Origin of the sequence: Parageobacillus sp. G301, from assembly GCF_030268025.1 — a bacterium.
Taxonomy (GTDB): Bacteria; Bacillota; Bacilli; order Bacillales; family Anoxybacillaceae; genus Parageobacillus_B; species Parageobacillus_B toebii.
In genome coordinates this window covers 570,845-592,125 of the sequence record NZ_BSDB01000001.1, presented here as the reverse complement: position 1 = coordinate 592,125, position 21,281 = coordinate 570,845, and the positions used below count along the sequence as shown (strand labels likewise).

The 21,281-nt window shown below is 43.2% G+C and carries 23 protein-coding genes; 22 read left to right on the top strand and 1 reads right to left on the bottom strand.

What is annotated here, in order from left to right:
- Window positions 1-75: 75 nt before the first annotated feature.
- Complete coding sequence (metA, locus tag QSJ37_RS03150; RefSeq protein ID WP_285753640.1) at window positions 76-984, bottom strand: homoserine O-acetyltransferase MetA; 909 nt, start codon at window positions 982-984, stop codon at window positions 76-78.
- A gap of 136 nt (window positions 985-1,120) precedes the next feature.
- On the opposite strand from metA, the gene QSJ37_RS03145 reads away from it, so the two are divergent.
- The 22 genes from QSJ37_RS03145 to hypD all read left to right on the top strand — a co-directional run bounded on the left by QSJ37_RS03145 (window position 1,121) and on the right by hypD (window position 21,280).
- On the top strand, window positions 1,121-2,809 hold the full coding sequence (locus QSJ37_RS03145) for a formate--tetrahydrofolate ligase (protein WP_285753639.1): 1,689 nt from the start codon (window positions 1,121-1,123) through the stop codon (window positions 2,807-2,809).
- Window positions 2,810-2,821: 12 nt separating this feature from the next.
- Entirely contained in the window at window positions 2,822-3,343 is a 522-nt protein-coding gene (locus QSJ37_RS03140) for a hypothetical protein (RefSeq protein WP_285753638.1), read from the top strand.
- Window positions 3,344-3,394: 51 nt separating this feature from the next.
- Window positions 3,395-3,871, top strand: coding sequence for a glutathione peroxidase (locus QSJ37_RS03135; protein WP_285754743.1), 477 nt, complete (start codon window positions 3,395-3,397; stop codon window positions 3,869-3,871).
- 208 nt (window positions 3,872-4,079) lie between these two features.
- A complete protein-coding gene (locus QSJ37_RS03130; RefSeq protein WP_285753637.1) occupies window positions 4,080-5,966 on the top strand; it encodes an ABC-F family ATP-binding cassette domain-containing protein in 1,887 nt (628 codons plus the stop codon).
- 21 nt (window positions 5,967-5,987) lie between these two features.
- The gene (locus tag QSJ37_RS03125; RefSeq protein ID WP_285754742.1) at window positions 5,988-7,121 is read left to right on the top strand and encodes a conserved virulence factor C family protein; all 1,134 of its coding nucleotides are present in this window, start codon (window positions 5,988-5,990) and stop codon (window positions 7,119-7,121) included.
- 183 nt (window positions 7,122-7,304) lie between these two features.
- Window positions 7,305-7,742: a BrxA/BrxB family bacilliredoxin gene (locus QSJ37_RS03120; protein ID WP_285753636.1), complete on the top strand. Its 438-nt coding sequence runs from the start codon at window positions 7,305-7,307 to the stop codon at window positions 7,740-7,742.
- A 120-nt stretch (window positions 7,743-7,862) separates the two neighbouring features.
- Window positions 7,863-7,994 carry a YuzL family protein gene (locus QSJ37_RS03115; RefSeq protein WP_015863829.1) on the top strand — a complete coding sequence of 44 codons (132 nt, stop codon included), beginning with the start codon at window positions 7,863-7,865 and terminating at the stop codon, window positions 7,992-7,994.
- A gap of 251 nt (window positions 7,995-8,245) precedes the next feature.
- Window positions 8,246-9,415: an LL-diaminopimelate aminotransferase gene (locus tag QSJ37_RS03110; RefSeq protein WP_285753635.1), complete on the top strand. Its 1,170-nt coding sequence runs from the start codon at window positions 8,246-8,248 to the stop codon at window positions 9,413-9,415.
- Window positions 9,416-9,426: 11 nt separating this feature from the next.
- Window positions 9,427-10,038, top strand: coding sequence for a YpjP family protein (locus QSJ37_RS03105; RefSeq protein ID WP_285753634.1), 612 nt, complete (start codon window positions 9,427-9,429; stop codon window positions 10,036-10,038).
- A 144-nt stretch (window positions 10,039-10,182) separates the two neighbouring features.
- A complete protein-coding gene (locus tag QSJ37_RS03100) occupies window positions 10,183-10,890 on the top strand; it encodes an anthrax toxin lethal factor-related metalloendopeptidase (protein WP_285753633.1) in 708 nt (235 codons plus the stop codon).
- A gap of 149 nt (window positions 10,891-11,039) precedes the next feature.
- Window positions 11,040-11,228 carry a twin-arginine translocase TatA/TatE family subunit gene (locus QSJ37_RS03095; RefSeq protein WP_285754741.1) on the top strand — a complete coding sequence of 63 codons (189 nt, stop codon included), beginning with the start codon at window positions 11,040-11,042 and terminating at the stop codon, window positions 11,226-11,228.
- A gap of 113 nt (window positions 11,229-11,341) precedes the next feature.
- The gene (gene tatC / locus QSJ37_RS03090; protein ID WP_285754740.1) at window positions 11,342-12,040 is read left to right on the top strand and encodes a twin-arginine translocase subunit TatC; all 699 of its coding nucleotides are present in this window, start codon (window positions 11,342-11,344) and stop codon (window positions 12,038-12,040) included.
- 167 nt (window positions 12,041-12,207) lie between these two features.
- Window positions 12,208-13,275: a hydrogenase small subunit gene (locus QSJ37_RS03085; RefSeq protein WP_285753632.1), complete on the top strand. Its 1,068-nt coding sequence runs from the start codon at window positions 12,208-12,210 to the stop codon at window positions 13,273-13,275.
- 11 nt (window positions 13,276-13,286) lie between these two features.
- Window positions 13,287-15,008: a nickel-dependent hydrogenase large subunit gene (locus QSJ37_RS03080; RefSeq protein WP_285753631.1), complete on the top strand. Its 1,722-nt coding sequence runs from the start codon at window positions 13,287-13,289 to the stop codon at window positions 15,006-15,008.
- A gap of 12 nt (window positions 15,009-15,020) precedes the next feature.
- Window positions 15,021-15,788, top strand: coding sequence for a Ni/Fe-hydrogenase, b-type cytochrome subunit (gene cybH, locus QSJ37_RS03075; protein WP_285753630.1), 768 nt, complete (start codon window positions 15,021-15,023; stop codon window positions 15,786-15,788).
- Between the two features lies 1 nt (window position 15,789).
- Complete coding sequence (locus QSJ37_RS03070) at window positions 15,790-16,269, top strand: HyaD/HybD family hydrogenase maturation endopeptidase (protein WP_285753629.1); 480 nt, start codon at window positions 15,790-15,792, stop codon at window positions 16,267-16,269.
- Window positions 16,266-16,685 (top strand): 2Fe-2S ferredoxin, encoded by a 420-nt coding sequence (locus QSJ37_RS03065; protein ID WP_285753628.1) that lies wholly within the window; start codon window positions 16,266-16,268, stop codon window positions 16,683-16,685. The genes QSJ37_RS03070 and QSJ37_RS03065 overlap by 4 nt, the downstream gene beginning before the upstream one ends.
- 1 nt (window position 16,686) lies before the next feature.
- Entirely contained in the window at window positions 16,687-17,046 is a 360-nt protein-coding gene (locus tag QSJ37_RS03060; RefSeq protein WP_285753627.1) for a hydrogenase maturation nickel metallochaperone HypA/HybF, read from the top strand.
- Window positions 17,043-17,702: a hydrogenase nickel incorporation protein HypB gene (gene hypB, locus QSJ37_RS03055; RefSeq protein ID WP_285753626.1), complete on the top strand. Its 660-nt coding sequence runs from the start codon at window positions 17,043-17,045 to the stop codon at window positions 17,700-17,702. Before QSJ37_RS03060 ends, hypB begins: the two co-directional genes overlap by 4 nt.
- Window positions 17,687-19,963 (top strand): carbamoyltransferase HypF, encoded by a 2,277-nt coding sequence (gene hypF, locus QSJ37_RS03050; protein ID WP_285753625.1) that lies wholly within the window; start codon window positions 17,687-17,689, stop codon window positions 19,961-19,963. The genes hypB and hypF overlap by 16 nt, the downstream gene beginning before the upstream one ends.
- The gene (locus QSJ37_RS03045; RefSeq protein WP_285753624.1) at window positions 19,963-20,187 is read left to right on the top strand and encodes a HypC/HybG/HupF family hydrogenase formation chaperone; all 225 of its coding nucleotides are present in this window, start codon (window positions 19,963-19,965) and stop codon (window positions 20,185-20,187) included. Before hypF ends, QSJ37_RS03045 begins: the two co-directional genes overlap by 1 nt.
- Complete coding sequence (hypD, locus tag QSJ37_RS03040) at window positions 20,171-21,280, top strand: hydrogenase formation protein HypD (RefSeq protein ID WP_285753623.1); 1,110 nt, start codon at window positions 20,171-20,173, stop codon at window positions 21,278-21,280. Before QSJ37_RS03045 ends, hypD begins: the two co-directional genes overlap by 17 nt.
- Window position 21,281 lies beyond the last annotated feature (1 nt).

The following is a 21,281-nucleotide window of genomic DNA, read 5'->3' as shown; positions in this document are numbered from 1 at the left end:
TCTTGGCCACATTTTGACCACGCAATTATTAGGAGAGATAAGTGAATTATAGCTGTTTTGTTCAAAAGAATATACTTATTCCCACTCATATGGCGTTTCTTGATAAACGTAATAGTTCAGCCAGTTGACAAACAATAAATTCGCATGAGAGCGCCAAGTGTTAAGCGGCTCTTTCGTTGGATCGTCGTTTGGAAAATACGATTCTGGAATGTGAATTGGAAGCCCCTTGGCTAAATCGCGTTCATATTCCTCTTTCAATGTTGTGGCGTCGTATTCTGGATGGCCGGTTAAAAAGATTTGTTTTCCATCATTGGACGCAACCAAACATACGCCGGCTTTTTCGGAAACGGATAAAATCGTCAGTTCTGGCACTTTTTCAATATCTTCGCGTTTGACGTCGGTATGACGTGAATGCGGCATGCGAAACACATCGTCAAACCCGCGCAATAGTTTGACATTTTTTACTTCAAGCGAATGCTCGAAAATACCGAAGCATTTTTGGGGAAGCGGGTATTTCGGAATCCCGTAATGATAATAAAGCCCCGCCTGCGCTCCCCAGCAAATATGTAGCGTTGATGTCACATTTGTTTTCGTCCATTCCATAATTTCTGTGAGTTCGCTCCAATATGTTACTTTTTCAAACGGCATTTGTTCAACCGGAGCACCGGTAATAATCATTCCATCAAACTTACGATGGCGGATATGTGGAAAGATGGTATAAAATTGCTCGAGATGATGCTTGCTTGTCGTCTTCGGTTCGTGTGTTGCCGGGCGCAAAAACGTCACATTCACTTGAAGCGGCGAATTGCCAAGAAGACGCAATAACTGTGTTTCCGCTTTTTCTTTTTCCGGCATTAAATTTAAAATGACTATATTTAACGGACGAATGTCTTGAGAATACGCTCGTTCTTCATCCATTACAAAAATATTTTCTTGTTCTAGTATTTCTTTTGCCGGTAAATCTTTTGGAATATTGATTGGCAACAGTCTCACCCTCCATTCTGTTTTAAATAACTTAATTATAAAAACATTACAAATTTTATTCAACGAATTTTTTTCCATTTGCGCAAATGATAAAATGTATATGTTTACGCTCATTAAATTGATGGGGGAGCAGATCATGGCAGTAATGGCGAATCAGATGACCGATTTGGAAATCGCACAACACACGAAGTTGAAGCACATTCAAGACATTGCCGAAAGCTTAGGTCTTCAAGAAGACGAGTGGGAGCCATATGGCCGCTACAAAGCAAAACTTTCCTTGAACATTATGAACCGGTTGACAACGAAGCCGGACGGAAAAGTGATTTTAGTAACATCCATTAATCCAACACCGGCCGGGGAAGGAAAATCAACCGTAACGGTAGGATTAGGACAAGCATTGCAGCGGCTTGGCAAAAAAGCGATCGTTACAATACGAGAACCTTCTCTTGGACCGACGATGGGAATTAAAGGTGGAGCAACAGGCGGCGGTTACTCGCAAGTGCTGCCGATGGACGAGATTAATCTTCATTTCACTGGGGATTTTCATGCGATCACAACAGCGAATAACGCCTTAGCCGCTTTCATCGATAACCATCTTCATCATGGAAACGAATTGCGCATCGATCCGCGCCGCATTGTATGGAAACGTGTCGTTGATTTAAACGACCGGGCGCTGCGTCATGTCGTTGTCGGCTTAGGCGGACCAACGCAAGGAGTGCCACGGGAAGATGGATTTGATATTACGGTTGCCTCGGAAATGATGGCGGTATTTTGTTTAGCGACTGACTTGCAAGATTTAAGACAGCGCCTCGCTCGTATCGTTGTCGCATACAATATGGACAAACAGCCGGTAACGGTCGGCGATTTAGGCGTAGAAGGGGCGTTGACGCTGTTATTAAAAGATGCATTTAAGCCAAATTTAGTACAAACAGTCGAACATACTCCGGCGTTAGTACATGGCGGTCCATTTGCCAATATCGCACACGGCTGCAACAGCGTTATTGCGACGAAGATGGCGCAAAAGCTCGCCGATTACGTCGTAACCGAAGCGGGATTTGGCGCTGATTTAGGGGCCGAGAAATTTTTGAATATTAAAGCACGCCTTTCCGATATTCATCCAGAAGCAGTCGTCATTGTCGCGACCATTCGCGCGTTAAAAATGCATGGCGGAATGTCGAAAGACGAATTGCATGTGGAAAATGTCGAGGCATTGCAAGCTGGATTAGCAAACTTACAAAAACATATTGAAACGGTGCAAGCGTTCGGCTTGCCGTTTGTGATTGCCATTAACCGTTTTACGAGTGACACCGACCGCGAAATAAAAACGCTTACAGATTTTTGCAACGGCAATGGATATCCTGTTTCATTAACAGAAGTATGGGCAAAAGGCGGAGAAGGCGGCATTGATTTAGCGGAAAAGGTTCTGCAAATGATCGAAAGTGAAGCGAATCATTTTGCGCCTTTATATGACGTGAGCGAACCAATTCCGGAGAAAATCCGCAAAATCGCCCAAATCGTTTATGGGGCGAAAGATGTCGAGTTTTCTACAAAAGCACAAAAACAAATCAAACAGTTTGTGGAATTCGGCTGGGACAAGCTTCCAATTTGCATGGCGAAAACGCAATATTCGCTTTCTGACGATCCGACAAAACTCGGTAGGCCGACAGATTTTACGATTACGGTGCGCGAATTTAAGCCGTCGATTGGCGCGGGGTTTCTCGTTGCATTGACAGGAGATGTGATGACGATGCCAGGATTGCCAAAACAGCCAGCGGCGCTTCACATGAACGTCGATGAAAACGGAAATGCTGTCGGCTTATTTTAAAGGGGAGATTGGATGTTTGATCCAACTGTATTTGATAATTTGAAAACAGTGCTCGAAGGAGCAGTATATGACCTTGATTTAGCGGGAGAGATCATTGTAATAGATAGACATGATATGGTTGATTTGGCTCACTTTTCGCGTACATATACGATCACATTTTGTTTGTCATCTGATCATAAACAAAATATATCATGTACGATTCGATTGGAAATGGACTTAGAACAAATTGCGCAAGAACTGCTTCAGCGCGCAGTCCGCCCAGGATGCAAGCTGATGATTACGTTTTCTTTGCCGATCCGACGGCATATAACATGTTCTCTTATTGAGAGCACGTTGCTTCGCATTTGGGGAGACAAGCGAATTATTCGGCAAACTTTAAGCCATGATTTTCCTAATGAAGAATCTGCATATCATAACGAAGTGACGATCGAATTTGGCCGCCTTATTTATGAAGACAATGTCGATGATTTGCAGGCGATGATCCCGTATATGCTCGATTCCCTTGAACAGCTGCAGCCATTTTATAAGGCCTAGAAGTGGAAAAACGCCGGAAAATTCATTATGATGAAAAGAGAGGTGAAAATGATGAGCGTTTATGATTTTACTGTAAAAACGATTCGCGGGGAAGAACAGTCGCTGGCAGATTACAGAGGGAAAGTGCTGTTGATTGTCAATACGGCAAGCAAATGCGGCTTTACTCCGCAATATAAAGAGCTGCAGGAGCTGTATGAGCAGTACCGCGACCGCGGTTTTGTCGTTCTTGGTTTTCCGTGCAATCAATTTGGCCATCAAGAGCCGGGCACGGAAGAAGAGATTGAGCAGTTTTGCCAAGTCAATTACGGGGTAACTTTCCCGATGTTTGCCAAAGTCGATGTCAATGGTGAAAATGCTCATCCTCTTTTTCAGTATTTAAAGGAAAAAGCACCAGGTGTGTTTGGAACAAAGGCGATTAAATGGAACTTTACGAAGTTTTTAGTGGATCGAAACGGAAATGTGGTCGCCCGTTTTGCTTCACAAACGAAGCCGAGCGAGTTAAAAAGCGAAATTGAAAAATGGTTATAAAAAAAGGAGGAAAACTGTCTTTCCACTGTGGAAGACGTTTTTTTGTCCATAGCGAAAGAAAACGGAAGCGGTAAGCGATGGAGAAGTTTTTCTTGTGGCTTCGGTACGCTAGAAAATAGAAAGTAATGGCACTTTTTTATAGTGTACAATGCCACGCTCCGCCGCATTCCGCGCCTGAAGAAGCAGAAGCGAGAGTGGGATGGTTGCCATGAAAATGTTAACGGTGGAAAATATCGCAAAAAGCTACGGAGAAAAAGTGTTATTTCAACAACTGTCTTTTACGATTAAAGAAGGGGAGCGCATTGGCATTATCGGCGTCAATGGCGCTGGAAAATCAACATTATTGCGCATTATTGCCGGGGTAGATGTGCCTGATGAAGGGCAAATTGCTTATCCAAAAGATTTCACGATTGGTTATTTGCCGCAGCAGCCGGAGTTTCGTCATGATTTTACTGTGTTAGAACAAGTATTCCATCGGGATACGCCTCTTATTCGCCTGTTGCGTGAATATGAGTTGGCGCTTGCCGAGCTGGAAGAACATCCCCTTGATGAAAAGCGTCAGGCTCGCCTGTATGTCCTCTCGCAACAAATGGATGCGCAAAATGCATGGGATGCGAATGCCAATGCAAAAGCGATTTTGACAAAGCTAGGCATTTCTGATATGACGAAACGAATCGGCGAGCTGTCAGGAGGGCAAAAACGGCGGGTAGCGCTGGCGCAGGCGCTCATTGAATCACCGGATTTACTGATTCTTGATGAGCCGACAAACCATCTTGATTATGAAGCCATTCGTTGGTTAGAAGAATATTTATCACGTTATCAAGGAGCGGTGTTGTTTGTCACGCACGATCGCTATTTTTTGGACCGCGTCACCAATCGCATTTTTGAACTGGACCGTGGCAAGTTATACACGTATGTAGGGAATTATGCTGCATTTTTGGAGGCAAAAGCCCTTCGGGAAGAACAAGAACGTACTGCCGTGGAAAAACGGCATCATTTATACCGCCGTGAGCTCGAATGGGTAAAACGCGGAGCAAAAGCACGGACAACGAAACAAAAGGCGCGTCTGAAGCGGTTTGAGCAGTTAGAATCGTCGCTTGTTACAGAAAAAAGCAGCCAACTTGATATCGCGCTAGGCGGCAGCCGGCTCGGCAAAAAAGTCATTGAGCTAAAGCATGTAAGTCAATCGTACGGCGGAAAGCAGCTTTTTCGCCAATTTAACTTTTTAATCAAACCAGGCGATCGAATTGGCATCGTCGGACCGAACGGAAGCGGAAAATCGACGCTATTAAACGTGATCGCCGGACGACTGCAGCCGGAAGAAGGAGAGGTGGAAATCGGTCCGACTGTCAAAATTGCCTATTATACGCAAGAGCATGTGGAAATGGACGAACAGAAACGAGTCATCGAATATATTCGCGAAGCGGGCGATGCGATTCGCACCGTTGATGGAACGGTTATTTCCGCCGCACAATTATTGGAGCGGTTTCTGTTCCCGATGCATATGCACGGAACGCCGATTCGCAAACTGTCCGGAGGGGAAAAACGCCGTTTATATTTATTGCGCTTGTTGATGACGGAACCGAACGTCTTATTGCTCGATGAGCCGACGAACGATTTCGATACGCAAACGTTGACCGTGCTTGAAGATTATTTGCAGTCATTTCCTGGCGTTGTCGTTACCGTATCACATGACCGCTACTTTTTAGATAAAGTAGCTGACCAGCTTTTGATTTTAGAAGGAAACGGACGAATATCTACTTACTTTGGCGAATATTCCGCATATTTAGAAGAGCGGTTGCAGAAGAAATCAACGCAAAAGCAAGAAAAACAAGCGCCAAAAGAAACGAAAGCGCCAAGGAAACAAACGAAACGCCGTTTGACGTTTAAAGAACAAAAAGAATGGGAAGAAATTGAAGCCAACATCGCTGCACTTGAAACAAAATTGCAGCAAGTAGCCGAAGAGATGGAAACATATGCGAGCGATTATGAAAAAATTCAGCAGCTTTCACAAGAATATGAAGAGCTTTCAGCAAAGTTAGATTCGCTTTTAGAACGTTGGGCGGAGTTATCAGAACTCGTAGAATCGTCATAAAAAGAAAAGGAGGGAACGTTGTTGAAAATTAAATCGATTGAACCAACTCCGAGTCCAAACACGATGAAAGTATTGTTGGATGAGGAACTGCCGTCTGGCACCAGAAATAATTATAAACCGGACAACGTCGATACGGCACCTCCTCTTATTCAACAGCTAATGAAAATTGAAGGGGTAAAAGGAATTTATCATGTCGCCGATTTTTTGGCCATTGAGCGCAACCCGAAATACGATTGGAAAGGAATTTTAACGCAAGTGCGTGAAGTGTTTGGAGAGGAGGTGGAAAACGAGCAAGAAGAAACGAAAAAGACAAATGAACATTTTGGTGAAGTGAAAGTATATGTACAAATGTTGTACGGTTTGCCGATGCAAGTAAAATTAACGGATGGGGAACGAGAGCATCGCGTTGGGCTTCCGAAACAGTTTATGGATGCGGTCATTGAAGCGCAGAAATATGCGGGCAATATCGTGTTAGAACGAAAATGGGTGGAAAAAGGCGTGCGTTACGGCACCTTTGAAGAAATCGGCAATGAAATGGTCGAAGAACTTTCCGCAGCATACCCGCCGGAACGATTAGAGCGCATTGTTCAAATGTTTCGCCGCGGCGAGCAAGAAAAAACGGTGCAAAAGCGCCAAAGCGTGAAAGTTACCAAGGAAATGCTAGATGACCCGGATTGGCGGAAACGGTATGCGGCGCTAGAACAAATGGCCGATCCGAGCGAAGACGATATTCCGGTGCTGGCGAAAGCCCTGAAAGATGAAAAGGTGGCGATTCGTCGCTTGGCAACTGCGTATTTAGGAATGATCGGCGGTAAAAAAGTATTGCCGTATTTATATGAAGCGCTAAAAGATAAATCAGTGTCTGTCCGCCGCACCGCAGGTGACTGTTTGTCCGACATCGGCGATCCGGAAGCGATTCCGGTGATGATTGAGGCGCTGAAAGACCCAAGCAAGCTTGTCCGTTGGCGCGCTGCCATGTTTTTATATGAAGTCGGTGATGAATCGGCATTGCCAGCGCTAAAAGCAGCGGAAAACGATCCGGAATTTGAAGTGAGCATGCAAGTGAAAATGGCGATCGAGCGCATTGAAGGCGGCGGGGAAGCGAAAGGATCGGTTTGGAAACAAATGACGGAAAGCAGAAGAAAAGGTCAATAGTAAACAGTGATAAAAATTGGAAAAGGAACGCTACACATGATCGCACCTTTTCTTTTTACGCCTTTATGTGTAATGTTTGCATCATTTATAACGTAAGTACGATCGTATCAGTTATTTTCATTGATTTTTTGGAAATAAAATAGTATTCTGATGCCAGCGAAAATGGTTTGGAGGGATTGTGTTATGTCCATGGCTTATGAAGAATATATGCGCCAGCTTGTGCAGCCAATGCGCGACGAATTGGTGAACGCCGGATTCCGCGAACTTCGCACGAGCGAAGAAGTAGAACAATTTATGGAAAACGTCGAAGGCACGACGTTTGTGGTGATCAACTCCGTCTGTGGATGCGCAGCGGGATTGGCACGGCCAGCGGCAACACAGGCTGTTTTAAACAGCGAGAAAAAACCAGATCATTTAGTGACGGTGTTTGCCGGTCAGGATAGAGAAGCAACGGCAAAAATGCGCGAGTATTTCGTTGGGATTGCACCATCTTCTCCATCGATGGCTCTGTTAAAAGGAAAGGAAGTCGTTCATTTTATTCCACGTGAGGAAATTGAGTTTCAATCGATGGAAGCCGTAATGGAAAACATTATGAATGCGTTTGAAAAACATTGCGATTAAGGATGCTTGTCGGCATCCTTTTTTCTTTCTTTCGTATGGTTGTGGCGGGGGTTAGCGGCCTGGCGAGAAAGGAATAGAAACAGGCGGAAAAGGAAACGTTAAAGGCGGAGGTGACATGTGATGCCGAAACGGAAGAAAGATCCGTCCAAAGCGGGATTAAGCGCTCCAAACGTGAAAGGACAAGGAACAACGCAAACAGAAACGGGCGCATATGAACTTGACTCCGCCCGCAAGAAAACAAAAATCGATTAACAGAAAAACTCGCAGTCAACCTGCGAGTTTTTCTTATGCATTTGCAATACAGCTATAAATAAAATAAAGAATCGTAATAATGCTTGCCGCCAAAAAGATCGTGTTCATGTTATTTCCCGCCTTTCTCTATATGTTTTCTATGGTAAAGTATGATACACTATTTATATAATTCTTTATATATTCATAGTATATATCATTTAAAGCGGAAAAAGAAAGCGTTTTTCCATGCGTAAGTTGGGGGAGATGGAGCAATGAAGTTGGCAACGCGTATGAAAGCTTTTTCCACATCGATTTTTAGCGAACTATCAATCTATAAAAAACAAAAATGCAGTGAAAAAAATGATATGATTGATTTAAGTATCGGCAGTCCAGATTTACCGCCGCCGCCATTTGTCATGGAAGCGCTTAGCCGTTATGCGAGCGATCCAAAGGCATATGGATATACGCTGAAAGGTACACGCGAATTACATGAAGCAGTGGCGTTTTATTATCAAACAGCACATCATGTATCGCTTCATCCGGAAACAGAAATCATGTATGTCATCGGTTCACAAGACGGCCTTGTTCACCTGCCAATGGCATTTGCGGACCCAGGGGATATTATTCTTGTTCCTGATCCCGGCTATCCGGCATATGCAACAGGTATTGCGATGGCCGAAGCAGTTCCTTATTTCATGCCGCTTCGAAAAGAAAACGATTTCCTGCCAAATCTGCGGGAAATTCCGCAAGAGATAGCAGAAAAAGCGGTGCTTATGTTTTTAAACTTTCCGGGGAATCCTGTTCCTGCGTTGGCAACGGAACCGTTTTTCCGGGAAGTGGTTGAATTTGCAAAACGATATAACATTATCGTTGTCTCCGATTTTGCTTATAGCGAACTGTATTACGACGGACAAAAGCCGATCAGCTTTTTATCGGTGCCTGGTGCGAAAGAGGTTGGCATTGAAATCAATTCGTTATCGAAAAGCTACAATATGGCCGGCTGCCGCATTGGCTATATTTGCGGAAATGAAGAAATCATCCGCATCCTTAGCAATTTTAAATCGAATTTGGATTACGGCATATTTTTGCCGATTCAGCAAGCCGCGATTGCGGCGTTAACAAAAGGTGCGTCATTTTGCGAACAAAACCGGGCTATTTATCAATCCCGCCGCGATTGCTTCGTAGACGGCCTTGCTTCGATTGGATGGCATGTCGACCGGCCGAAAGCGGGCATGTTTATATGGGCGGAAATTCCGAAAGGATGGAATTCCCTTGATTTTACCTATGCGTTAATTGATCGTGCTGGTGTCGTCGTTACGCCCGGTCATGCGTTTGGACCGAGCGGAGAAGGGTATGTGCGTATTGCGCTTGTAGAAGAAGAAGACAAACTATTGCGGGCAGTAGAAAAGTTGAAACAAAGCGGAATTTTTTCTACAAAGTGAGGTGAAAATGCGTGAAGCTGCCAAAATGGTTAAGAAAAACGCTCGTTGTCGCGATCACGGTATGTACGTTTGGTCTTGTCACACCGCCTTCTTCATTAATGGCTGCTGATGAACCAGCGTCAGATGATTCGCCGTCTTCTGATTGGCAAAATAATCATAGCGAATCGCAAATTACGTCCGTTACAGCTGAGCAGGAAATGCAAGCGCCGGTTTTGACTCGGCAGCAATTTATTGAGCAGACGATGGAGAAAGCTGCTAGGCAATCGTACGAAAAGTTCGGGAGTAAAATCGCCCCTGTTATTGAAGGCGAGTTTCGCGATGTGATTTTGCCGCGCATTGAGGAAGTGATTGCGTCGCTTGCTGAGCAATACCCGGAAGAACAGCTGCAGTATTTGGCGGTGACGGAAAACCCATCGGGCGGAATGGGAGAGCGCATTTTTCATATTTACCGCATCGACACAGGAGAGGATATTATCCGTTTTCACGTCAGGCGCGAGCACCCGCCGCAAGATGGGTATTGGTTTCAATTTCATTACCATACGTGCCACGACAATTTCCAAACCCATTACGAGCTAGGAAAAATTTATTGGGATAAAAATACGCCGCCGCAATGGCGGACGTGAACAGCTTTTTGCTCCGTTTCCATGAACGTTTCTCGCTGATCCCGCTTCCTTATTTTACACATTTGTCCCCGTTTTTTTGTGTGTTACAATTTAATAGAAAAAGAGATTTTCATATTTGTAGCAATAGAAGCGGGGGAAAGGATCATGAAACGGATTCTTTTTTGGATCATAACAATGTTGGCGATCGTTCCGCTGCTTTCGTTTTCCCCGTATCCTGCCGCACACGGCGTTTTGCTTGATGATAGCAATATGGACATAAAACATACCATGCCGTACGATATATTAAGAAAGATGATCATTGTTCCGGAAACGAACTTTTCCCATAATGAGGCGAAAAAAATGATTGATACGATTGCTCATATAGACCCATCCATATTACAAAAAGCGGCGGATCATCATATTTACATTCAGCTGTTGGATGGGAAGATTACCGATGAACCGTCGGCGAAACACTTACGCGGGAAAACGCCGCGCGGGTATTTATCCTCTTCGGCAACGTGGGACGATGTCCCAGGGCTTGGCGGCTCACATTTAGTGCTCGTTAAAATCGGCCACAGCGAGAAGGGAAAAGGGCACGGTTCGGTCAATTTGGAATTGCATGAGTTTGCTCATTCCGTCGATTATATCGTGTTCGATCATATTCACGAAACGGCGGCTTTCCGTTCCATTTGGCAGGAAGAAGCAGCAAAACTGTTTCCACGTCACTATTATTTCCTTACGTATCCGGAAGAATATTTTGCCGAATCGTTTGCTTATTATTACTACAATGAGAATACGCGCAAGCATTTACAATTTACCGCACCCAAAACGCATCAATTTATCCATGATCTAGAACAAAGAGCTCGACAATGAGCTCCTTTTTTATCGCTTTTTATGTACGAATTTGCTCCACAAATAGGTAGTTTTCCTTTTACATATCATAAAATTTTCAATTGAAAAAAAAATATATTAGCAATAAAATAAAAGAAGCATACGGAATGAAAACAAAAGGAGATGACACCATGTTTTCCAATATCGGTGTACCTGGTTTAATTTTAATTCTCTTAATTGCGCTAGTTATTTTTGGACCGAAAAAACTTCCGGAAATTGGACGAGCTTTTGGAGAGACGTTACGCGAATTTAAAAAATCAACCAAAGGACTGAGCGATGAGGTGTTAGAAGAATTAGATGACAAAAAAGAAGTGCGTTAAATAATATCGGCTGGATGAAACGGCAACATCTTTCGTTGCCGTTTTTCAATCTAAAATGAAATAAAAGGTTGGTGCTTGTATTCGTGAAAGAAAAGCAATTATATGATCAGGAAATGCCGTTAATGGAACATTTAAATGAATTAAGAAAACGGCTCATTATTGTAGCTGCGGCGTTTATTGTTTTTTTGGTGTTAGGGTTTGTTTTTGTACAAGACATTTATCGTTGGATGATTCAAGATTTAGGGGTTAAATTAACCATTTTAGGACCAACGGATATTTTATGGATCTACTTTATGTTGGCTGGCGTTGTTGCGATTACATTAACCATTCCAATATTTGTTTGGCAAACATGGCTATTTGTGAAGCCTGCATTGACGCCAAAAGAACGAAAAATTACGCTCTCTTATATTCCAGCTACGTTTATCTTATTTGTATTAGGGCTTTGTTTTGGATATTTTGTTGTTTTGCCAATTGTGTTTCGTTTTCTTGTCGGATTAGGAAATGACATGTTTGCAACGATGTTTACGACCGAAAAATATTTTCGTTTCGTTCTGCATATGACATTGCCGTTCGCTGTTTTATTTGAGCTTCCAGTCATTGTTATGTTTTTAACAAGCATTGGGCTCATTAATCCATATGCACTGCAAAAAGTTCGAAAGTATGCTTATTTCGTTCTCATTGTTGTCGCTGTGTCCATTACGCCGCCTGATTTTATTTCCGATTTTCTTGTGACGATTCCGCTTTTACTGTTATATGAAATCAGTATATCGATTTCGAAATTTGTTTATAAAAAAAAGGAAAATAGCGTGTAAACAAAAGTGCCTTGATTATGTAAGGCACTTTTTTTGTATTTTCAATATAAACACTATGTTAATATAATTAAGAATATTTTGTTACAATACTTCTGTGTGTGTCACAAAAATGTCAAAAATATGTTATAGTGAGGTGGAAACGCTATCAAAGAAAGGGGAGGAATTGCGTGAAAAGAAAAACAATTTTAGAAGCCGTTTTAGATCGCGGGCTTACAAGACGCGATTTTGTAAAGATGTGTACGGCGCTAGCTGCAACAATGGGGTTGGATTTCTCGGAAACAGATAAAGTTGTTGCGGCAATGGAAAAAAGCGCGCGTGTTCCAGTCATTTGGTTGCAGTTTCAAGACTGTACAGGATGTTCGGAATCATTTATTCGTTCTACACATCCAAAAGTGGAAAGTGTGCTTTTTGAGATGATCTCGCTTGAATATACAGAAGTTTTGTCTGCTGCTTCTGGACATCAAATTGAAGAAGCGAGAAAACATGTGATGAAAGACTATTATGGAGAGTACATATTGGCGGTGGAAGGAAGCTTGCCAATGGATGATGCGTTTTTGACCGTTGGCGGTATGTCGGCAAAAGAAACTTTCATTGAAGCGGCAAAAGGCGCAAAAGCGATTATCGCTTACGGAAGTTGTGCATCATGGGGAGGGATTCCAGCCGCTCATCCAAATCCAACGAATGCAAAACCAGTTACGCGCTTTGTAAAGGACAAGCCGATTATAGTCGTTCCCGGATGTCCGCCGATTGCTGAAGTGATGACAGGGGTTATTGCCCATATCATTACATTTGGTACATTGCCGGAATTGGATCATCTAAGAAGACCGAAAGCGTTTTACCGTCATCGCGTTCATGATAAATGCAATCGTCGGGCGTATTTTGACGCAGGGCTGTTCGCGGAGTCGTTTGATGATGAAGGTGCAAAACAAGGATATTGCTTGTATAAACTCGGTTGTAAAGGCCCAACTACATACAACTCTTGTGCGGAAATGCGGTGGAACGGAGGTGTGAGTTATCCGATTCAATCTGGCAATCCATGCATCGGCTGTTCGGAGAAAGGATTCTGGGATAACGGACCATTTTACGTTCGTCGCGCAAAAATCCCAGCATCACAAACGACGATTAATCCAGAAACGGTTGGTGCGATTGCAGCTGGTGTAACGGCGGCAGGAGTTGCCGTACATGCAGCGGTCACAGCGGTAAAGAAAAAAGATCAAGAGAATCATAACGATTGAGGTGAACGGAAATGGCAGAGCGAATTGTTGTAGATCCAGTAGCGCGAATTGAGGGTCATTTACGCATTGAGGTGGATGTTGATGAAAATGGAGTCATTCAAGATGCATTCAGCTCTGGTACAGCGGTGCGAGGAATTGAACTGATTGTCCGCGATCGCGATCCTCGTGATGTATGGGCATATGTGCAACGGATTTGCGGTGTCTGTACAACGGTACATGCGTTAGCATCGATTCGCGCCGTTGAGGATGCCCTTGGAATTAAAATCCCAAGAAACGCCCATCTTATTCGCGACATTATGAACGCAGCTATTATTTTACACGACCATGTTGTTCATTTTTATCATTTGCATGCATTTGACTGGGTGGATGTATTAAGTGCATTAAAAGCAGATCCAAAGGAAACGAGTCGCATTGCGCAATCCATTTCGGACTGGCCAAAATCATCACCGGGATATTTCAAAGAAATTCAAACGAAAATCCAAAAAGTCGTACAAAGCGGCCAGCTCGGTATTTTCGCAAACGGATATTGGGGACATAAAGCTTATAAATTGCCGCCAGAAGTCAATTTGTTGGCGGTTGCACACTATTTGGAAGCACTTGATTGGCAAAAAGAAATTGTTAAAATTCATACGATTTTTGGCGGAAAAAACCCTCATCCTCACTATGTTGTCGGTGGAATGGCGACACCGATCGATATTAATAGCGACAATGCGGTTCATGCGGAACGATTGATGCATGTTTCGCAAATTATTGACGGGGCGATCGAATTTGTTAATAAAGTGTATATCCCAGATTTGCTTGCCATCGGTTCTTATTATAAAGATTGGACATACGGCGGTGGCTTAAATAGCTACTTTAGTTATGGTGATTTCTCAACAGGAGATATCCGCGATGTGAATCGTTACCGCTTCCCGCGCGGTGTGATTTTGAACGGAAACTTCCATGAAGTGCTAGATGTTGATTTAAAAGATCCAGAGCAAGTGAAAGAGTTTATTGATCATTCATGGTATACCTATGACGGAAAAGAAGGCGGAATCGGCAAACATCCGTGGGAAGGGGAAACATCGCTCCGTTACACAGGTCCAAAACCTCCGTTCAAAACGTTAAATACAGATGAAAAGTACAGCTGGATTAAATCTCCGCGTTGGAAAGAGCATCCGATGGAGACAGGACCGCTCGCGCGTATGCTTATCGGCTATGCGTTAAAACGAGACGAATTTGTCAGTTTAATAGACGACACATTAAAGAAATTGAATTGGTCGTTTGAGTCGATGCAATCAGCGTTAGGAAGAACGGTTGCCCGTGGATTAGAATCGATTCTTGTTGCAAAATGGATGCGCGATGATATGGATGCATTATTAAAAAATATTAAAAATGGCGACCAAATCACCTTTGACCGGACAAAATGGGAACCAGAAACGTGGCCGAAGAAAGCGAAAGGAGTAGGCTGGATGGAAGCGCCTCGCGGGTCTTTAGGCCACTGGGTTGAAATTGAAGATGGAAAAATAAAGAACTATCAAGCGGTTGTACCAACAACGTGGAACGCTTCACCGCGCGATCATAAAAATCAAATGGGGGCATATGAGGCTTCTTTAAAAGGCACACCTCTTTTAGATAAAGAAAAACCGTTAGAAATTTTACGCATTATTCACTCGTTTGACCCATGTTTAGCGTGTGCCGTTCATTTAACAGATGTTGTTTCAAAACAAACGACTAATATTTACATTGGGTAGGGGGGAAGCATTATGTCGATCCCGACAAATCCAAAAATCGAAAAAGAAACAGTAAAAGTAGTTTGGAAAAAATCTCGGCGCAAGGCTAAAACGATTCCGATCAATGATCAAATGGTGAAAGTGTACGTCTGGGAGTTGCCTGTTCGCCTTTTCCATTGGATTAATGCGTTTTCCATTTTCATTTTAATGATTACGGGTGTGTTTATCGGCCGCCCGTTTGCTTCCGCTTCCATTCCAGAAGAAGCGTATTATTCCTATTTAATGGGGTGGGCGCGGTATATCCACTTTTTTACCGCGTTTGTCTTCACCATTAATTTGGCAGTGCGCTGGTATTGGGTGTATAAAGGAAACGAACATGCGACTTCGAATTTGCTTCGTCTCTCTTTCTGGAAAGAAACATGGGAAACTATTAAGTATTATTTGTTTTTAAAAAATAAAAAGAAACATTATATCGGTCACAACCCGCTTGCCCAATTAAGTTACTGGATTTTTATCGGTCTTGGCTCCATCATTATGATTCTCACAGGCTATTATTTATTATTTGAACCACAGCCGGAGTCGATTTACGGAAAAATGTTTATGTGGGTTGCCCATTTGTTTGGCGGGGACAGTTTCTCTGTTCGATCATGGCATCATTTAGTCGCATGGGGGTTTGTGATCTTTACCATCGTCCATGTCTACATGGCGTTTCGTGAAGACTATTTACAGCGAAACGGCACAATGTCTTCTATTGTCACAGGCTACAAGATTGAGCGTAAAAAAGAAACATTGGGTGAATAGGATGAAAAGCAAACGCAAGATTACGGTTCTTGGCATAGGGAATTTACTCTATTCGGATGAGGGAGTTGGCATTCATATTTTGCCTTTATTAGAAGAACTGCTTTCTCCCTACGAAAACGTGGAAGTGATAGAAGGTTCAACAGATGGAATAAGATTGTTAGGAATCATTGAAGAAACGGATTATTTAATTGTCGTTGATGCGGTGAATGCGGGAAAGGATGCAGGGACGATCGTGACGCTTGTCGATGATGAAATTCCTGCTTACTTTGGAATTAAAATGTCGATTCATCAATTAGGATTTCAAGAGGTTCTCTTTGCAGCAAAAATTCGGGAAACAAGTCCCAAGCATATGATTTTGTTTGGCGTCCAACCCGCTTCACTTGAGCTTGGATTACAATTATCACCTATTGTTCAAGCGCAACTTCCTCAGTTGGCAGAAAAAGTGGTTGAACAAGTGAAAAAGTGGTGTGAAGCTTTATGAATCGCCTACAGTTTTTAAAAGAAATGCGGAACAGTTTAGTTCAAACCATTAAAGAAGCTTCGGCCCCATTATTAGAAGATGAAGTAAAAAAAATGAAAGAAATTTTCTCATCCGTTTATCATGAGTGGCATCTTCTAGGGATATACGATGCTAATGAATTAAAAGGGGCGGAAGTGAAGTACGTTCATCATGTTCCTGTTGCTGTTTATGCAAAAAATGGCGAGATAAAAGCGAGAAAAGCCATTTGTTCCCATTGTCATGTCATGCCGCATTATATCCAGTTAGAACATCGTTTTATCTGCTTATATTGTGACCGTGAATTGGATTTAGCATCGGAAACGGGGACGCTAAAGTTGCCGTTGCTTGTGACAAAAAAAATAAAAAACCAATGGTACGTCCAACTAGAAAGGGATTAATATGCATGAATTGGCTCTAATGGAGGAAATTGTCCGTTTGATTGAACAAGATGCGGCCAAACGAAACATCAGTTCTGTTACAAAAATAGAATTGCTTGTAGGGGAGCTTAGCAACGTGCTTCCTGAAGCTTTAGAAATGGCGTTTGATGCTTATAAGTTGCAAAAAGATAACCGATTAACCAAAGATGCGCAGCTGATCATTCATTTTGAACGGGCGAAAGCGTTTTGTCCAATTTGTGAACAAGAGTATGAGCCGCAATCGAGGATCGTTCAATGTCCGTCGTGTTTGTTGCCAAGCGGCCGAATCATTGCTGGAGAGGCATTTCGAGTATTGTCATACGAAGGGAGTTCAACATCATGAAAGTAACGCTAGAGGTAGATGTTTTAACAAATAACAATCGCGCCGCAGAGTTTAACCGTCGTTTGTTTGAAGAAACGAAAACGCTTGTCATTAATTTGATGAGTTCCCCAGGAGCGGGGAAAACAACAATTTTGGAAAAAACGATTGAAGCGCTGGCAAAAGATTTTCGAATCGGTGTCATTGAAGGAGATTTAGCAACGGAAAAAGACGCCGAGCGAATTCGCGCGCTCGGCGCGCAGGCAGTACAAATTAATACACATGGCGGATGCCATTTAGACGCACGAATGATTGCTGCGGTTTTGCCGCAATTCGATTTCAATGAAATCGACCTTTTGTTTATTGAAAATGTTGGCAATCTCGTCTGCCCTTCCGGTTACGATTTAGGACAACAGCATAAGGTCGCTGTATTAAGTGTTCCCGAAGGAAATGATAAAATTCCAAAATATCCGACGATGTTTATGCGCACCGAACTTGTTTTGCTAAATAAAATTGATTTATTGCCTTATCTCGATTTTGATGTGGAACAAGCGAAAGAGGATTTAAAAGGCATTAACCCGCAATCTTTGCTTATCCCGTTATCTGCGAAAACCAATGAAGGAATGGACCAATGGTTCGATTGGATTCGAGAGGGGATTGCGCGATGCAAAAATCAATAAAAGTGACGATTAGGGGGCGGGTTCAAGGCGTCGGGTTTCGCCCCTTTGTCTTCCAACTCGCTCATCGCCATCACATAAAGGGAACGGTTCAAAACAACATGGACGGTGTTACCGTTTTTGCAGAAGGAGAAGAGAAGGAGCTGCAGTCATTTTTATTTTCATTACAGACGGAAGCCCCTCGTCTATCTCGCATTGATCAATTGAACGTTTTGGAGGTAGCCTATCAAGGTTTTCAACAATTTTCCATTATTGAAAGTGAGCGAAAAGGGGCTTCTTCCCTTGTCATTCCAATCGATACAGCTGTTTGTGATGATTGTTTGCAAGAAATGAACGATCCCAATGATCATCGCTATCGCTATCCGTTTATTAATTGCACCCAATGCGGACCGCGGTATACGATTATTGAGCAGCTGCCTTACGATCGCCCGTATACGTCGATGAAATCTTTTCCAATGTGCGAACGTTGCCGGAAGGAATATGAAGACCCTCTGAATCGACGCCATCACGCTCAACCGATTGCTTGCCCGGTATGCGGTCCGCGTGTTATGCTCATCGATCGCAATGGACAAACGCTTGATGGGGATGCGATTGAAAAGGCGAAACAGCTGTTGTTATCGGGAGCGATTGTAGCGATTAAAGGATTAGGAGGCTATCATCTTGCGTGTGACGCAACAAATGAACAAGCTGTGCAACAATTACGAATAAGAAAGCGACGGCCGAATCGCCCATTAGCGGTAATGGCCGCCTCACTCTCCGTTGTAAAACAAATGTGCGAGGTGAATGAAGAGGAAGAGCGGATGCTAAAATCACCTGAAGCACCGATCGTTGTTTTAAAAAGAAGAGCAACGTATCCACTTGCTCCGTCGCTTGCTCCTGGATTACAAACGGTTGGAGTGATGCTGCCTTATACACCGCTTCATCATTTGTTGCTAGATGAAAAACATATGCCTGTATTAGTGATGACAAGCGCGAATCGGTCGGGTGTGCCAATCTTGTATAACGATAAGCAAGCTCTTCAAGATTTAAAGGCGATTGCTGACTATTTTCTTGTCCATAATCGGCCAATTGTCCATCCGATTGATGATTCGGTTGTTCAAATTAAAAATGGCAACGTTGATTTTCTACGTCGAGCGCGTGGGTTTGTCCCTGATCCATTTTTCACGACAAGCGATGTTCACGAAGTGGCCGCTTTAGGCGGACAACAAAAAAATGTATTTGCTTTTGGACGAAACGAACAAATCTTCCTCGGACCACATATTGGAGATTTGCAAAATATAGAAGTCATTGAACATTTTCAACGCGAATATGAACATTTACGAACATGGATGGGAGTAGAGCCGAAAGTCGTTGCTGTTGATATGCATCCAAACTATGAAACATGGAACATTGTAAAAGAATGGGATGTTTCCGTTATTCCGGTACAGCACCATCATGCACATATGGTGTCATGCATGGAGGACAATGGTATAAAAAGCAGCTGTTTCGGGCTGATTTTAGATGGAACAGGGTATGGAGAAGATGGGCATATATGGGGATTTGAACTTCTGTATGGCGATGCTTCTCATTATCAACGGCTTGGACATTTAACGTACACCCCGCTGCCGAGTGGGGAGCGATGCATCAAAGAACCGTGGCGCACTGCGGTCGGCATGTTAGGGTTTTATTTAGGAGAAAAAGGATATGAATTAGCTACAGAGCGTTTTCCTGATAAACAGTATGAAATTCGAATTTTAAGACAGATGATGGAAAAGAATATCCACACCCCGAAAGCTGGAACATGCGGGCGATTATTTGACGCAGTGAGTGCTTTTCTCCATGTTTGCACGCATTCCACATATGATGGAGAAGCAGCGATTCGTCTGTCAGAATTGGTGGATGAAGAGCATATATATGAACCTTACCCGTTTGAATTAAAAGAAAACAATTTGATGGAAATCGATTTAGCAGCGATGTGGCTTGCGATTGCAGAAGATGTAGAGCGAAATAAAAACATCGAAACCATTGCGGGGCGATTCCATCAAACCGTTGTATCTGCTTCCATTGAGATGGTTCGAAAAGCGATGGAGAAACACCCGGAATATCCTCGTGAAATTGTTTTATCCGGCGGCAGTATGCATAATCGTTATTTGGTTAAACATCTGATCGAAGGTTTGCGAAAATTAGGTTTTATCGTTTATACCCATCAAAAAGTTCCGTGCAATGATGGTGGATTAGCGCTTGGTCAATTAATTATTGCCGCAAATCGAAGGGAGAGAGAATAATGTGCGTTGGTGTTCCTGCCAAAGTGATTGAAATCAATGGTTTTTCTGCATTAGTCGATGTTATGGGGTCGCAAATGAACGTAGGGATTATTTTTGTACCGGAAGTAAAAATCGGCGATTATGTCATTGTTCATGCTGGACAAGCGATGTCTATTATCGATGAAGAGTACGCAAAAGAGAGCATGGAAGAATGGAGGAAGCTAGCCGATGCATGGGCTGATTGATCCATCTACGAGTTCGAAAATTAGTCGGGCGTTATTAGTTGAAGTAAAAGAGTTGGCGAAACAATTTCAAAGAAAATTTCAACGCATCCCTGCATTTATGGAAGTATGTGGTTCACATACGATGTCACTTGCAAGAACAGGAGTAAAGAAAGCATTACAGGATGATATTCGGCTCATTTCAGGGCCGGGGTGCCCGGTTTGCGTGACAGACCAGGCTACTATTGATGCGATGATTTCTCTTACCGATGGAGATGACCGCATTATTTGTACGTTTGGAGATATGATGCGTGTTCCAGGTTCTTACGGAACGTTGATGCAAGCAAAAGCAGAGGGAAAAGATATTCGTGTTGTGTATTCGCCAGTCGATGCCGTGCGCATTGCAGAGCAAAATCCGCAAAAAGAAGTGATTTTTCTAGGGATTGGTTTTGAAACGACCATTCCGACGATAGCGGCTGCGCTGAAAGAAGCGGAGGAAAAGGGAGTTTATAATTTTTCCATCTGGATGACTTCCAAATTAACAGCACCGATTTTACGCCATCTTCTCAATAACAAAGAAGTGGCGTTAGATGGCTTTCTTCTCCCTGGTCATGTTTCGATAGTGATGGGACGAAAACATTGGGAATTTTTAGCGGACGAGTATCATTTGCCCGGGGTGATCAGCGGCTTTGAGGCGGTTGATGTCCTGAACGGCATACGCCGGCTGCTGATGCTGGCGTTGGAACAAAAGGCGCTGGTGCTGAACGAATATCGGAGTGTCGTGCCTGAAGAAGGCAACAAGCATGCGAATTTTTGGATGGATCACTATTTTACTTTGTCCGATGAACCGTGGCGCGGAATTGGCATCATCCCTCAAAGCGGGATGGATATTCGCGAGGAATATCGTCCATTTAATGCAAAAGAAAAGTTTTCTGTTCCAATGCGAAGTCCACGAAAAACAAAATGTCGTTGTGGAGAAGTTATTCGTGGGTTAATCGATCCACCTGAATGCGTCTTATTTGGAAAAGCGTGTACACCAATGAATCCAATCGGACCATGCATGGTTTCATCCGAAGGCAGCTGTGCGGCTTACTATCAGTATATGAGGGAGGAATAAA

Excerpts from the sequence above, each read along its gene's own strand:
- QSJ37_RS03145 (WP_285753639.1), top strand. The coding sequence starts at position 1,121 with ATGGCAGTAATGGCGAATCAGATGACCGATTTGGAAATCGCACAACAC.
- QSJ37_RS03140 (WP_285753638.1), top strand. The coding sequence starts at position 2,822 with ATGTTTGATCCAACTGTATTTGATAATTTGAAAACAGTGCTCGAAGGA.
- QSJ37_RS03135 (WP_285754743.1), top strand. The coding sequence starts at position 3,395 with ATGAGCGTTTATGATTTTACTGTAAAAACGATTCGCGGGGAAGAACAG.
- QSJ37_RS03130 (WP_285753637.1), top strand. The coding sequence starts at position 4,080 with ATGAAAATGTTAACGGTGGAAAATATCGCAAAAAGCTACGGAGAAAAA.
- QSJ37_RS03120 (WP_285753636.1), top strand. The coding sequence starts at position 7,305 with ATGTCCATGGCTTATGAAGAATATATGCGCCAGCTTGTGCAGCCAATG.
- QSJ37_RS03115 (WP_015863829.1), top strand. The coding sequence starts at position 7,863 with ATGCCGAAACGGAAGAAAGATCCGTCCAAAGCGGGATTAAGCGCTCCA.
- QSJ37_RS03110 (WP_285753635.1), top strand. The coding sequence starts at position 8,246 with ATGAAGTTGGCAACGCGTATGAAAGCTTTTTCCACATCGATTTTTAGC.
- QSJ37_RS03100 (WP_285753633.1), top strand. The coding sequence starts at position 10,183 with ATGAAACGGATTCTTTTTTGGATCATAACAATGTTGGCGATCGTTCCG.
- QSJ37_RS03095 (WP_285754741.1), top strand. The coding sequence starts at position 11,040 with ATGTTTTCCAATATCGGTGTACCTGGTTTAATTTTAATTCTCTTAATT.
- tatC (WP_285754740.1), top strand. The coding sequence starts at position 11,342 with ATGCCGTTAATGGAACATTTAAATGAATTAAGAAAACGGCTCATTATT.
- QSJ37_RS03080 (WP_285753631.1), top strand. The coding sequence starts at position 13,287 with ATGGCAGAGCGAATTGTTGTAGATCCAGTAGCGCGAATTGAGGGTCAT.
- cybH (WP_285753630.1), top strand. The coding sequence starts at position 15,021 with ATGTCGATCCCGACAAATCCAAAAATCGAAAAAGAAACAGTAAAAGTA.
- QSJ37_RS03070 (WP_285753629.1), top strand. The coding sequence starts at position 15,790 with ATGAAAAGCAAACGCAAGATTACGGTTCTTGGCATAGGGAATTTACTC.
- QSJ37_RS03065 (WP_285753628.1), top strand. The coding sequence starts at position 16,266 with ATGAATCGCCTACAGTTTTTAAAAGAAATGCGGAACAGTTTAGTTCAA.
- QSJ37_RS03060 (WP_285753627.1), top strand. The coding sequence starts at position 16,687 with ATGCATGAATTGGCTCTAATGGAGGAAATTGTCCGTTTGATTGAACAA.
- hypB (WP_285753626.1), top strand. The coding sequence starts at position 17,043 with ATGAAAGTAACGCTAGAGGTAGATGTTTTAACAAATAACAATCGCGCC.
- hypF (WP_285753625.1), top strand. The coding sequence starts at position 17,687 with ATGCAAAAATCAATAAAAGTGACGATTAGGGGGCGGGTTCAAGGCGTC.
- QSJ37_RS03045 (WP_285753624.1), top strand. The coding sequence starts at position 19,963 with ATGTGCGTTGGTGTTCCTGCCAAAGTGATTGAAATCAATGGTTTTTCT.
- hypD (WP_285753623.1), top strand. The coding sequence starts at position 20,171 with ATGCATGGGCTGATTGATCCATCTACGAGTTCGAAAATTAGTCGGGCG.